Below are 12,379 nucleotides of genomic sequence, written 5' to 3'. Positions count from 1 at the left end.
GTGATGATAGGAGATAATGCGGGTGAAAATGAGTTTGATGAGATTTTGATTATTGCGTTAAATTTGCTATATCCGCATTTAGAGATTTTTTACTTTGTGCGTGGGGCAGAGATTATTAATGATATTACTTTGTCAGATTTAAAGCACACAGACTCTGCGATTTTTACTCTTGCAAAAGTTGTGGATAGTGGCGTGATGAGTCCGGGTTTCATAGAATCTTTAGCAAGCGCAGAAGCAAAGGAAATCTATCATAATGCCGATGTAATTTTGGCAAAAGGAATGGGAAACTTTGAATCTATGGAAAATTCAGCAAAACAAGATGAAAGAATCTTTTTACTTTTTAAGATTAAATGCGATGTGGTAAAAAATTACTTGCAAAAAAATTTGGGGGATTTTGTGTTTTTTAATCCAAATTTATATGCGATTCCATAAGTTAATCTTGAAAACTCCTATTAATTTTAAGTTTTTATTAAGTAAAATACATCTTAATTCTCTAATTCAAAGGCGATAAATGCTGACAAATCCGGTTGTAGTGTCTATTTTGGTTATGGGTGTGCTGTGTTTAGCGCGACTGAATGTGCTTTTGGCAATTTTGATTTCTGCGCTAACAGCGGGAATTTTGGGTGGAATCGGTGTAGAAAAAAGTATCAATCTATTAATTTCTGGTATGGCAGGAAATCTTGAAACTGCCTTGAGTTATGTCTTGCTTGGAGCACTTGCAAGTGCGATTGCGCGCACGAATTTGACTTTGATTCTGATTCATTATATCGCTAATTTTGTGCAAAATCGTCGGTTAATGTTTTGTCTTTTTATCGCTTTTTTTGCGTGTTTTTCACAAAATCTTATTCCAGTGCATATTGCCTTTATACCGATTTTAATTCCACCTTTGTTGCCATTAATGAATCGCTTAAAGATTGATAGACGCGCAGTCGCTTGCGCATTGACTTTTGGTTTGAAAGCTCCTTATGTAAGCTTTAGTGTAGGATTTGGATTGATTTTTCACACAATTCTGCGCGACCAATTGAATCAAAATGGTGTCAATATAGATTTAAGTGATGTTTCAAGTGTGATGTGGATTGGTGGGCTAAGTATGCTGATTGGCTTGTTGCTTGCTATTTTTGTGTTTTATCGTAAGCCTCGTGAATATCAAAATACCTATTTGAGTGAAGAATCCCTTGAGATTTTGGAGCGTCCAAAAATGCAACGTAGGGATTTTGCGGTGTTGCTTGGGGCGATTGTGGCTTTTGTTGTGCAACTTTGGGCTGGTTCATTGCCTCTAGGCGCGTTGTGTGGAATCATCTTAATGGTGTTACTTGGCGGAATCCAATGGGGAGAAATTGACGAAGTAATGGAAGAGGGCTTTAAAATGATGGCATTTATTGCATTTGTAATGCTAGTTGCTGCAGGATTTGGTGCAATCTTAAAGGAGACAGGAGCAATCCAATCACTCGTGAATTATGTTGCTACGCTTGCCGGAGGAAAATTTGGCGGGGCATTGATGATGTTGCTTGTAGGATTGTTAATCACGATGGGAATTGGAACTTCTTTTGGGACGATTCCAATTATTGCGGCAATTTACTGCCCTCTTGGATTGGAGCTTGGTTTTTCTTCTTCTGCAATTATTTTGTTAGTTGGAATCGCAGGAGCATTAGGCGATGCAGGAAGCCCTGCAAGTGATAGCACATTGGGACCGACAGCTGGATTAAACGCGGATAAGCAACACAATCATATTTGGGATACTTGTGTGCCGACTTTTTTAACCTATAATACTTCGTTAATTATTGGTGGAACGATAGGTGCAATTTTGTTGTAAGGAATAGCAATGCAAGATTTTACAAAGATAGCGAAAGAGGTTTTTGATTTGGAATCTAATGCGATTTTGGGATTAAAATCATTCGTCGGTGAGGATTTTAATGCAGTGATACTTAAGATTTTGAATCTTAAGGGGCGTTTAGTAATCAGTGGTATGGGAAAGTCTGGGCATATAGGGGCAAAGATTGCCGCAACTCTTGCAAGCACAGGAACACCTAGCTTTTTTATGCACCCTGCTGAAGCTTTACACGGGGATTTAGGTATGCTTACTTGCGAGGACGCCTTGCTTGCGATTTCAAATTCTGGAGAAAGTGAAGAAATTTTACGCTTGATTCCCTCCATCAAAGTGCGTCAGATTCCATTAATTGCAATGAGTGGTAAAGTGCATTCTACGCTCGCAAAAGAAAGTGATTATTTTTTGAATGTTAGTGTTGAGCAGGAAGCTTGTCCTTTGCAGCTTGCTCCTACGAGTTCAACAACGGCGACACTCGCAATGGGAGATGCGATTGCAGTGGCTCTAATGCGTGCGCGCAATTTTAAGCCAGAAGATTTTGCATTGTTTCACCCAGGAGGTAGCTTAGGGCGCAAACTCCTCACTCGTGTAAGAGATATTATGGTGAGTGAAAATTTACCGCTTGTTATGCCTAATACGCCCTTTAAAGAATTAATTGCTGAGATGACTTCTAAAAAGCTTGGTATGTGTTTAGTAGTAGAACAAAGTAAATTATTGGGTATCATCACAGATGGTGATTTGCGCAGGGCTTTGAGTGCAGAAAAATTCAATGCGTTTGCTTGTGAGATTATGACTAAAAATCCTAAAACAATTTCAAGTAATGCGATGGCAACAGAGGCAGAATCTCTTATGCTAGAGTATAAAATCAAAGAATTGATTGTCCAAGATGGCGAATGTCTAGCGGGAATTGTGCAACTTTATGAAATCGGTAGAGTTTAGCGGCGATTCTCTATTAGGGGTGGGTAAATTACCGAATTAATAAATGCCTTAGGGTGTGATTCTATTTTGTTTTATTTAAAAAATATTAAGATTTTAAGAATCTAAACACTTTCTTTTATTTCGTTAGCTATTTGTTGTAAATTTTAAGCTAGTAATTATGCTTTATTTTATAAAATATTGGGATTCTCTATAAAATATGTAAGGGAAATCTTAGAGGAAGGAGCAAATATGCAATCAAATCCTGCGTTAGAGTATGATTACTCCATTGCAAAATTATTTCTTTTTGCAACGATCGCATTTGGTATTGTTGGATTGTTGTTGGGTGTTGTGATAGCTTGTCAAATGGCGTTTCCAGACCTTAATTATTTAGCCGGTGAGTTCGGAACATTCGGACGCTTGCGCCCTTTACACACAAATGGAATCATCTATGGATTTACATTGAGTGGTATTTGGACAGCATGGTATTATTTGGGGCAAAGAGTCCTAAAAATTTCTTATAATGAGCATCCATTTTTAAAAGTGGTCGGTCATTTGCATTTTTGGGTTTATATTGTGCTAATGGCACTAGCGGTTGTTAGTTTGTTTGCTGGTATGAGTCAGTCAAAAGAATATTCTGAACTTGTGTGGCCATTAGATTTGTTAGTTGTTGTCGTATGGGTGTTATGGGGAGTTAGTCTCTTCGGTTCAATGGGTGTTAGACGCGAACAAACCATCTATATCACTTTGTGGTATTTTATTGCGACATTTGTAGCAATTTCTGCACTTTATATTTTTAATAACCTTTCTATTCCAACTTATTTAGTTGCTGGCGTAGGGTCTGTTTGGCATTCTATTTCTTTATATGCAGGAACAAATGACGCAATGGTGCAATGGTGGTTTGGGCACAATGCGGTTGCATTTGTTTTCACTTCAGGAATTATTGGTGTGATTTATTATTTCTTACCTAAAGAATCAGGACAACCAATTTTCTCTTATAAATTAACTTTATTTTCATTTTGGGGATTAATGTTTGTTTATATTTGGGCTGGTAGCCACCACCTTATTTATTCTACCGTTCCAGATTGGATGCAAACAATGGGTTCAATTTTTTCAGTTGTTTTGATTTTGCCATCTTGGGGAACAGCAGTAAATATGCTATTAACTATGAAAGGGCAATGGCATCAACTTAAAGAATCTCCGCTCATTAAATTTTTGCTTTTAGCTTCTACTTGGTATATGCTAACTACTTTGGAAGGACCAATTCAATCTATTAAATCCGTTAATGCTTTAGCACACTTTACAGATTGGATTATTGGACACGTGCATGATGCAGCGTTGGGTTGGGTTGCTTTTACAATCATTGCGGCTTGTTATCATATGACTCCAAGATTATTCAAACGTGAAATTTATTCTAAAAAACTAATGGATATTCAATTTTGGGTACAAACTGTTGCGATTATTCTTTATTTCTCAAGTATGTGGATTGCAGGAATTACACAAGGTATGATGTGGAGAGCAACGGATGAATTTGGAAGTTTGGCTTACTCATTTATTGATACTGTAACTGTGCTAATGCCTTATTATACAATTAGGGCAATTGGTGGAGTATTGTATTTCTTAGGCTTTATCATCTTTGTTTATAACATTATTATGACCATTGTTGCTAGTAGGGAGCTTGAGAGTGAACCTAAATATGCAACTCCAATGGCAGCGTAAAGGAGGCTTGTGATGTTTCATTGGTTGGAAAAAAATCCGTTTTTCTTTACGGTAGTCTTTTTGTTAGTGTTTTCAATTGCGGGACTAGTTGAGATTTTGCCAGATTTTGCTAAGGCTTCACGTCCGACAGAGAATCTCAAACCTTATACGCTTTTGGAAACAGCAGGGCGTCAAGTTTATATTAGCGAAAGTTGTAATGCATGTCATTCTCAATTAATTCGCCCATTTAAGGCAGAAACAGATCGTTATGGTGCTTATAGTCTAAGTGGTGAATATGCTTATGATAGACCATTCTTGTGGGGCTCTAAAAGAACGGGACCAGATTTACATCGTGTAGGTGATGTCCGAACCACAGATTGGCATGAAGAACATATGTTAGACCCAACTGCGGTAGTTCCGGGTTCTATTATGCCAGCATATAAACATCTATACAATAAAAATGTAGATGTAGATACTGCTTATGCGGAAGCTTATACGCAAAAAGTTGTTTTCTCAATGCCTTATGACACAGAAAATAATCCTAAGTTAGGTGATTTAGAAGCGGCAAGAGCAGAGATTTTAGCAGAAGCAAAAATTCTAGCGGAGGATATGAAAGATCCAGAAATAAAAGCTGCACTTGAAAGAGGTGAAATTAAGCAAATTGTAGCATTGATTGCTTATTTAAACAGCTTGGGACAAAAAAGAAGGGCTAACTAATCGTGGAATATGAAACGATAAGAATCATTCAAGGTTATGCTTATTGGTTTATTACAATTCTATTAGTGTTTTTGTTGTATGGATATGTATTTCATCTTTACAAAAGCCAAAGAAGTGGAAAAATTGATTATGAGAAATACGCAAGACTTGCGTTAGATGATGACCTAAATGATGCTTTAGTGGAAAAACGAAATAATAAAGACGAAAAGAAGGAGAGCTAAATGGAATGGTTTAACTTGGGCGACAGTGTAAATCAACTTGGATTACTTGGCGCCGTAGCAATTTTAGCTTTGACTATTTTCATTGTCGGTGGTTACATCAAAAAGATGAAAGATAGCAAGGCAGAAGGTGAATTAACAAGTGAAGATTGGGATGGTATTAAAGAATTTAAAAATGATATTCCAATTGGATGGGGTGCTACTTATCTTGTATTGTTGATTTGGGGTTTGTGGTATTGGTTTGTAGGTTATCCTCTCAATACTTATTCACAAATCGGAGAATATAATGATGAAGTGAGAGCTTATAATGCAAAATTTGAAGCACAATGGCAGAATATTGATGCTCAAACTTTAACAAAAATGGGACAAAATTTATTTTTGGTTCAATGCTCACAATGTCATGGAATCACTACGGAAGGGATGAATGGCACAGCAGCAAATTTGGCAGAGTGGGGTAGAGAAGAAGGAATCATTGCAACAATTAAAAATGGTAGTAAAGGTTTAGGCTATATGTTGGGAGATATGTTGCCTCTTAGCGAAGTTGCTCCCGGCGTAGTAGATTCTGAAGAAGCACAAAAAGCAGTTGCTGCTTATGTAATGGCGGAAATTTCTGAAGTTAAAAATACAAAATATCCAGACTTGGTTGCAAAAGGTAAAGAACTTTATAGTGCTGCAACATGTAATGCTTGTCATGGTGAAGATGGCGCAGGAATGGGTGGTATGGCACCAGATCTTACTAAATATGGAACACCAGCATTTGTGGCTGAAGTGCTTGAAAAAGGCAAAAAAGGACATATTGGTATTATGCCAACTTTTAAAACTCAAATGCTAACTGATAAGCAAAAAGAAGCTTTGGCACATTTTATCTATTCAGAGAAAAACTAAGGAGGTTTGAGTATGAATGGTTTATTTGGAGTTAATGGACTTTTGGGCTTTATCGTAGCAGTTGTTTTGTTGCTTTCTGTTGTTTTCTGCCTTGGCTATACAGCAGTAGTAACACAAAGTGCTCAAGCAAACAATCCTTATACGATTGAAAATGCAAACACTTTGCAAATGAGAAGTGCTGACAATGCTCAGCATTATAAAGAAGTAGGAGCGAAATAATGGTTAAATATAGCGGATTGGAAAAAATTCTTTTTGTAGCTCATATTGTAGTGATTGTTGCATCTATTGCAGTTGCTTTTATTCCTAATATGCTTCTTTATGTTGGTTAATGAATGTTGAAAGCACTTAAAATAGGGATTCTTTCCCTATTTTTTTGCACATTGGCTTTGGGCAAATCTTATGTGTTGGAAAATCAAAATCAGCTCATCAAAAAAACAACAGATTTTATAGAAGTGTTATCTGATGAAGTGTTTGAAAAAACAGGCGTTTCAATGTATGTTGTTGCTCTTGAAGGTTTAGAGGGAACAAATCTTGAAGAGAAAGAACAAATATATCTGCAAAACTTAAAAGAGCCTTTTGTTCTTCTTTTTTTTGTGCGTAAAGAAAAAAAAATAAACATCATTGCGAGTGCGGAGGCTGAAAAATTATTTGATAAGCGGGTAGTTTATTGGGATTATATTGTGCCTCTGATTCCAAAATCTGATAAAGACCTTACACAACAAAGTATATCTGCCTTTTTACTCAATGGTTTTGTAGATATTGCCGATAGGATTGCTCAATCACAAAATGTGGAGCTTGAACATAGTTTTCCGAAACAAAACAAAGGACAAAGTGTTGTGCGTATAGTGCTTTATGTAATGTTATTTGTTTTGCTTTTGCTTTTTGTTTTTGTGTATTTGAGGAGAAATAAATGAAAAATTATTGGCCTTTTGGAATCTTTTTGCTTGCAATGGTAGTGGTAGGGCTTATCGTGCTAACTATTAAAGTGGCAGTTATGAATCCTGTTGAATTACAAAGTATATGCCAGCGCAGTTCGCAAGAGATTGACGCAAATATTAACGAGATTGTCAAAAGTCGCGAATCGTTTTTAAATAAATATAATGTTTCTTTTGAAGGCGCATTACAACAAGACACAAAGAGTTTTCGCCAAATCTTTTTGCGCTTAAGCAATAAAATAAATGGCAAGATAGAAACAGATGCCAAGGTAAGTTTTTTTCTTACACGACCAAATACTGTTAAAGAGGATAAGAATCTAGGAGAGGGTGAATTGGTTGAGGGTTTGTGGCAAAGCCAAAGCTTTGAAGTGCAAAAGGAAGGACGTTATCAAAGTGAAGCATTGATAGAGATTGGGGAGGACTCTATTTGCGTTACACAAGAATATTTTATTCAAAAATCCATTGATTAAAATCCATTGATTATTCTGGTTTTGTAGGCTAAAGTTCCATTATATACTTTGTTTGGAGGAATTATGCAGGATTCTCAAGCAAATCATTTAACCCATCATTGGAAAATGTGGCTAGCTGTTATCGCAATTAGTCTTGCGGCATTTATATTTAATACTTCAGAATTTGTTCCCATAGGTCTTTTGAGTTTGATTGCAAAGGATTTTGGTGTAAGTGAGGCGGAAGCTGGGTTTTTGATTAGCCTTTATGCTTGGGTGGTGGCACTCGCGTCATTGCCTTTGATGTTGGCTTGTTCTCGCTTTGAAATGAAACGGCTTCTACTCTTAGTTGTCGGGCTTTTTGTTTTGAGTCATATTGGCTCTGCATTGTCTAGTGGATATTGGACATTAATGCTATCTAGGATTGGAGTTGCTTGTGCGCACGCGTTATTTTGGTCTATTGCTACTCCAATGGCAGTGCGCGTAGCTCCTAAAGGCAAAGAAAGTGTGGCACTTAGTTGCATTGCGACGGGCACGAGTATTGCATTAATTGCTGGATTGCCTTTAGGAAGAGTGATTGGATTGCATTTGGGTTGGAGGATTAGTTTTTTAAGCATTGGAATCGTTGCATTTCTGCTTCTTTTGGTTTTGGTTAAGAGTTTGCCCAAAATACCTAGTGGAGGCGCAATTTCTCCTAGAAGCTTGCCAAAACTCCTCAAAACTCCACAATTACTTGGAATCTATGGAATCACACTTTGCCTCGTTAGTGCGCATTTTATCGTGTATAGTTATATTGAACCCTTTTTGATGCAGTATGCGAATTTTGGAGAAAATGTTATTACAATGGTATTGATTGTCTTTGGGGGCATTGGTTTTGTGGGAAGTTTTGTGTTTTCTAAATATTATAATGAATACAAAACATTTTTCTTAAATTTCGCAATTTTTGGGATTTTTATTGCGCTTGCAAGTTTAATTGGAGCGAAGTTTAGCCTTTTTGGGGCATTATTGATTTGTGTGCTTTGGGGCTTGTGTATTACATTATTTAATCTTACTCTCCAAGCAAAAGTATTACAATTAGTTCCTGTTGGTACTGCTGTGGCAATGTCAATGTTTTCTGGAATTTATAATGTCGGTATTGGAAGTGGAGCATTTATAGGTGGAATCGTGATTCAGTATTTAGGAATTGCAAATCTTGGATTTGTAGGTGCGGGAATTGCACTTTGTGTTTATATTTATTATAGCAAGAAAATGTTTTTTTGAATAATAAAATTGTGGCGGGAGGAAAGCTTTAAAATGCGTTTCCTCATTGGAGTTTAAATATATTCTGCAATCACGCTACCCATACGCTCACAAGAGCAAACTTCCTTAGCACCGAAATTCGCAATATCTTTTGTGCGATAACCCTCTTTTAAGACAGTTTCAATCGCATTGTCTATCGCATCTGCTGCTTCTATTTCTCCTAAAGAATAGCGCAACATCATTGCAGCGCTTGCAATCGTGGCGATTGGGTTTGCGATTCCAAGTCCAGCAATATCAGGAGCACTTCCGTGAATTGGCTCGTAAATAGCAGCCTTTCCGCCGATAGATGCAGAGGGCAATAAACCAATAGAACCACTAAGCATACTCGCCTCATCACTCAAAATATCTCCAAAAAGATTGCCTGTCAAAATCACATCAAATTGCTTAGGATTACGAATCAGTTGCATTGCTGCGTTATCTACATACATATTACTAAGCTCCACATCGGGATATTCTTTTGCCACTTCACTAACGACTTCTCGCCATAGTTGGCTTACATCTAGCACATTTGCTTTATCCACAGAGCAAACTTTCTTGCTTCTTTTTTGTGCGGCTTTAAATGCTATGTGTGCGATTCTTTTGACTTCTTCTACGCTATATATCATTGTGTTATATCCACGATTCTTATCACGCCCCTTTGGAGTACCAAAATAGATTCCCCCAATGAGTTCTCGCACGACAAGTATATCTACTCCTTGCACAATTTCAGGCTTTAAGGTGCTTGCTTCAAGGAGTTCATTATAGACTTTTGCTGGACGAAAATTTGCAAAAACTTCTAGGCTCTTTCTTAGACGCAAAAGTCCGCTTTCAGGTCTAAGTTCGCGCGGTAGATTATCCCATTTTTCACCACCGATTGCACCAAAAAGAGTTGCATCAGATTCTAAACAACCCGCAATCGTTTCGTCCGGAAGAGGATTTTGTGTCAAATCATACGCAATGCCTCCCATCAAAAAGTCTTCAAAATGAAGTGTGAAATTAAACTTTTGTGCAGCAATTTTTAATATTTTAATCGCTTCATTGACGATTTCTGGACCGATTCCGTCCCCTTTGATAACAGCAATCTTGTAAGTTTTCATTTTTTGCCTTTTTAAAAGATTATTTGGTTAGATTTTGCGCTTTGGCATAGGGGATTAATCCGCCACTTGTCAATAATTCAAGCATAAAAGGTGGAATCGGAGCAAATTGATAGGTGCATTTTTGGGTGAGATTCTTAATCACCCCGCTAGGCAAGTCTATTTCTAATGTATCTCCCTCCTTAATGGAATCTGCTTCCTGAATCTCTAAAATTGGCAAGCCTGTATTGAAAGCATTGCGATAAAAGATTCTTGCATAACTTTTAGCGATTACTGCACTAATCCCTGCCTCTTTAATTGCCACAGGAGCGTGCTCTCGGCTAGAGCCACAACCAAAATTTTCACCCCCTACGATGATGTCGCCTTGATTGATTTCATTGACGAATCCCGTGCGCGCATCTTCCATTAAATGTGAAGCTAGAATCGCTGTATCACTTGTGTTTAAGTATCTTGCAGCAATGATTAAGTCTGTATCAATATTATCTCCAAACTTCCACGCCTTACCGCTAAATTGCTTTTGCATAAAATCCCCTTAAAATTCATAAAAATAACGCGTATTATAGCAAAGAGAATCTAAATTTTAGGTATTGACAATCGTTATATATTAAAATATAATTTGCTAGTTTCGTTTGGAGATTTAAGCAAGATTCAAGCGGAAAAGCAAAATGATTTGAGTTTGGAGGCTAAAATGAGAGTGCAAGGAAGGTTTTGGATTAGAGAGCAGGACAAGAACTTCTTAGGGCACGGCAAGGTAGAACTGCTAGAGAGAATTGCTCAAAGCGGCTCTATTTCCAAAGCGGCAAAAGAAATGCGAATGAGCTATAAAGCCGCGTGGGATAGCATTGATTTGATGAATAATGTCGCGAATGAGCCTTTAGTTGTACGTGTAACAGGAGGCAAAGGCGGTGGCGGCACACAAATTACACAAAAAGGATTAGAGGCAATCCGAATCTTCCGCGAAATGGAACGCGTCCAACAAGAGCTTTTTACACTTTTTGAGAGCAATTTAAATGATTGGGATTCCATAATGGATTATTCCAAGTGGAGTGATAGTGCTAAAAGGAGATTTATGATTAAAACGAGTGCAAGAAATCAGTTGTTTGGTGAGATTGTATTAATTACAGAGGGCAAAGTCAATGCTGAAGTGGTGTTAAAAATCAACGATTCTATGCGTATTTCTAGCACGATTACTTTGCATTCTCTCAAGGATTTGGGGCTAAAGGTTGGCTTGAAAGCCTATGCACTGATTAAAGCAAATTGGATTGTGGTCTTTAGTGAAGAACCCAAAGGCATTTCTATGCAGAATTGTATTAGCGGCGTGATAAAGCATATCACAGATGGTGTGGTAAATTGTGAAATAGAAATGGAATGTGAAAATACAAGATTCTCTGCGGTGATTACCGAAGAATCCCAAAAGAACCTTGCATTGAAAGTAGGGCAAAAAGTTTGGTTTGGATTCAAGTCCAACAATGTAATTTTGGGTATTTAAGGAGAAAAAATGAATTTTACAAAAAAAATTTTGGTTGCTGGAGTTTGTGGGTTAATCTTGTCTTTAAGCGTGCAAGCAGAGGAAATCAAAGTTTTGGGTGCAGCATCACTTAAATATGTATTAGAAGAAATCAAGAATGATTTTCTAAAAAATAAGCCAGAGGATAGGATTGAGATTTCATATATTTCAAGTGGTAAGGCTTATGCGCAGATTAAAAATGGGGCTCCTATTCATTTATTTGTCGCCGCAGATGTAAGTTATCCTGCAAAACTATATGAAGAAAATCTTGCACCTGCAAAAGAAGAAATCTATGCAAAAGGTACATTGGTGCTTTGGAGTAATAATGAGAATTTTAAACTCAAAGAATTTAAAGATATTTTGAATCCTAAAATCACTCATATTTCTATTCCAAATCCAAAGGTTGCACCTTATGGCAGGGCTTCTGTGGAGGCATTGACGACTACAAAAATGTTAGATAAGATAGAGTCCAAATTCGTAACAGGTGAAAGTATTGGTGCGGCGACAACTTATGTAGAATCCAAAAACGCAGAGGTAGGCTTCACTGCGCTTTCAATGCTTGGAGAATATGGAATCCATACAAAAGAAATGAGCTATGTAAGCATTGATGAAAGCCTTTATCAACCGATTAATCAAGCACTTGTGATTACAAATTATGGGAAAGACTCTAAACTTGCAAAAGATTTTAAAGCTTATATTTTAGGCAAAGAGGCAAAAGAAAAATTCTTAAAATTTGGTTATAGCGTTGAATAAGTTACACGGAATCTTAGAATCTTTTACCGAGCAGAAAGGCATTTTGCGCCTTTTTGTGCGTTTGGATTCTATTTTTAGTTTGCAAGGATTTCAACCATCACAAAATGT

15 protein-coding genes are annotated in these 12,379 nt (G+C 37.1%); 13 read left to right on the top strand and 2 right to left on the bottom strand.

The window, feature by feature from the left end; genetic code table 11:
- From Q1553_RS05080 to Q1553_RS05030, 11 genes are all read left to right on the top strand, one after another.
- A partial coding sequence (locus Q1553_RS05080) for an ARMT1-like domain-containing protein (RefSeq protein WP_300842789.1) occupies positions 1-432 on the top strand: 432 nt, incomplete at its 5' end.
- A 79-nt stretch (positions 433-511) separates the two neighbouring features.
- A complete protein-coding gene (locus Q1553_RS05075) occupies positions 512-1,813 on the top strand; it encodes a Na+/H+ antiporter NhaC family protein (protein ID WP_115551706.1) in 1,302 nt (433 codons plus the stop codon).
- A gap of 9 nt (positions 1,814-1,822) precedes the next feature.
- A complete protein-coding gene (locus Q1553_RS05070) occupies positions 1,823-2,764 on the top strand; it encodes a KpsF/GutQ family sugar-phosphate isomerase (protein WP_297578465.1) in 942 nt (313 codons plus the stop codon).
- A gap of 228 nt (positions 2,765-2,992) precedes the next feature.
- Positions 2,993-4,459 carry a cytochrome-c oxidase, cbb3-type subunit I gene (gene ccoN / locus Q1553_RS05065; RefSeq protein WP_115551704.1) on the top strand — a complete coding sequence of 489 codons (1,467 nt, stop codon included), beginning with the start codon at positions 2,993-2,995 and terminating at the stop codon, positions 4,457-4,459.
- A gap of 12 nt (positions 4,460-4,471) precedes the next feature.
- Positions 4,472-5,155 carry a cytochrome-c oxidase, cbb3-type subunit II gene (ccoO, locus tag Q1553_RS05060; RefSeq protein WP_115551703.1) on the top strand — a complete coding sequence of 228 codons (684 nt, stop codon included), beginning with the start codon at positions 4,472-4,474 and terminating at the stop codon, positions 5,153-5,155.
- Positions 5,156-5,157: 2 nt separating this feature from the next.
- On the top strand, positions 5,158-5,376 hold the full coding sequence (locus tag Q1553_RS05055; protein WP_115551702.1) for a cytochrome c oxidase, cbb3-type, CcoQ subunit: 219 nt from the start codon (positions 5,158-5,160) through the stop codon (positions 5,374-5,376).
- A complete protein-coding gene (locus Q1553_RS05050; protein WP_115551701.1) occupies positions 5,377-6,258 on the top strand; it encodes a c-type cytochrome in 882 nt (293 codons plus the stop codon).
- A gap of 12 nt (positions 6,259-6,270) precedes the next feature.
- Complete coding sequence (locus Q1553_RS05045) at positions 6,271-6,477, top strand: DUF4006 family protein (RefSeq protein ID WP_115551700.1); 207 nt, start codon at positions 6,271-6,273, stop codon at positions 6,475-6,477.
- Between the two features lie 113 nt (positions 6,478-6,590).
- Positions 6,591-7,172 (top strand): TPM domain-containing protein, encoded by a 582-nt coding sequence (locus tag Q1553_RS05040; RefSeq protein ID WP_115551699.1) that lies wholly within the window; start codon positions 6,591-6,593, stop codon positions 7,170-7,172.
- Positions 7,169-7,663: a hypothetical protein gene (locus tag Q1553_RS05035; RefSeq protein WP_115551698.1), complete on the top strand. Its 495-nt coding sequence runs from the start codon at positions 7,169-7,171 to the stop codon at positions 7,661-7,663. Before Q1553_RS05040 ends, Q1553_RS05035 begins: the two co-directional genes overlap by 4 nt.
- Before the next feature lie 63 nt (positions 7,664-7,726).
- Positions 7,727-8,899 carry a sugar transporter gene (locus tag Q1553_RS05030; protein ID WP_297600963.1) on the top strand — a complete coding sequence of 391 codons (1,173 nt, stop codon included), beginning with the start codon at positions 7,727-7,729 and terminating at the stop codon, positions 8,897-8,899.
- A gap of 53 nt (positions 8,900-8,952) precedes the next feature.
- Here the strand turns inward: Q1553_RS05030 and leuB are convergent, their stop codons facing one another.
- Together leuB and Q1553_RS05020 are read right to left on the bottom strand one after the other, a co-directional pair.
- Positions 8,953-10,014, bottom strand: coding sequence for a 3-isopropylmalate dehydrogenase (gene leuB / locus Q1553_RS05025; RefSeq protein ID WP_115551696.1), 1,062 nt, complete (start codon positions 10,012-10,014; stop codon positions 8,953-8,955).
- 19 nt (positions 10,015-10,033) lie between these two features.
- A complete protein-coding gene (locus tag Q1553_RS05020; RefSeq protein WP_115551695.1) occupies positions 10,034-10,534 on the bottom strand; it encodes a 3-isopropylmalate dehydratase small subunit in 501 nt (166 codons plus the stop codon).
- A 93-nt stretch (positions 10,535-10,627) separates the two neighbouring features.
- Here Q1553_RS05020 and Q1553_RS05015 point away from each other — a divergent pair, with 93 nt between their 5' ends.
- Positions 10,628-11,500 carry a TOBE domain-containing protein gene (locus Q1553_RS05015; protein ID WP_245944240.1) on the top strand — a complete coding sequence of 291 codons (873 nt, stop codon included), beginning with the start codon at positions 10,628-10,630 and terminating at the stop codon, positions 11,498-11,500.
- A gap of 9 nt (positions 11,501-11,509) precedes the next feature.
- On the top strand, positions 11,510-12,271 hold the full coding sequence (gene modA, locus Q1553_RS05010) for a molybdate ABC transporter substrate-binding protein (RefSeq protein ID WP_298495997.1): 762 nt from the start codon (positions 11,510-11,512) through the stop codon (positions 12,269-12,271).
- The last annotated feature ends 108 nt before the right edge of the window (positions 12,272-12,379 follow it).

Origin of the sequence: Helicobacter sp. UBA3407, assembly GCF_949747025.1 — a bacterium.
In the GTDB taxonomy this organism is placed as follows: Bacteria; Campylobacterota; Campylobacteria; order Campylobacterales; family Helicobacteraceae; genus Helicobacter_D; species Helicobacter_D ganmani.
The sequence above is the reverse complement of the archived record's forward strand: the minus strand, read 5'-3'. Positions and strand labels throughout refer to the sequence as shown.

Coding starts and splice junctions, on each gene's coding strand:
- Q1553_RS05035 (WP_115551698.1), top strand. CDS start 7,169: ATGAAAAATTATTGGCCTTTTGGAATCTTTTTGCTTGCAATGGTAGTG.
- Q1553_RS05050 (WP_115551701.1), top strand. CDS start 5,377: ATGGAATGGTTTAACTTGGGCGACAGTGTAAATCAACTTGGATTACTT.
- Q1553_RS05040 (WP_115551699.1), top strand. CDS start 6,591: ATGTTGAAAGCACTTAAAATAGGGATTCTTTCCCTATTTTTTTGCACA.
- ccoN (WP_115551704.1), top strand. CDS start 2,993: ATGCAATCAAATCCTGCGTTAGAGTATGATTACTCCATTGCAAAATTA.
- Q1553_RS05045 (WP_115551700.1), top strand. CDS start 6,271: ATGAATGGTTTATTTGGAGTTAATGGACTTTTGGGCTTTATCGTAGCA.
- leuB (WP_115551696.1), bottom strand. CDS start 10,014: ATGAAAACTTACAAGATTGCTGTTATCAAAGGGGACGGAATCGGTCCA.
- Q1553_RS05070 (WP_297578465.1), top strand. CDS start 1,823: ATGCAAGATTTTACAAAGATAGCGAAAGAGGTTTTTGATTTGGAATCT.
- ccoO (WP_115551703.1), top strand. CDS start 4,472: ATGTTTCATTGGTTGGAAAAAAATCCGTTTTTCTTTACGGTAGTCTTT.
- Q1553_RS05020 (WP_115551695.1), bottom strand. CDS start 10,534: ATGCAAAAGCAATTTAGCGGTAAGGCGTGGAAGTTTGGAGATAATATT.
- modA (WP_298495997.1), top strand. CDS start 11,510: ATGAATTTTACAAAAAAAATTTTGGTTGCTGGAGTTTGTGGGTTAATC.
- Q1553_RS05075 (WP_115551706.1), top strand. CDS start 512: ATGCTGACAAATCCGGTTGTAGTGTCTATTTTGGTTATGGGTGTGCTG.
- Q1553_RS05030 (WP_297600963.1), top strand. CDS start 7,727: ATGCAGGATTCTCAAGCAAATCATTTAACCCATCATTGGAAAATGTGG.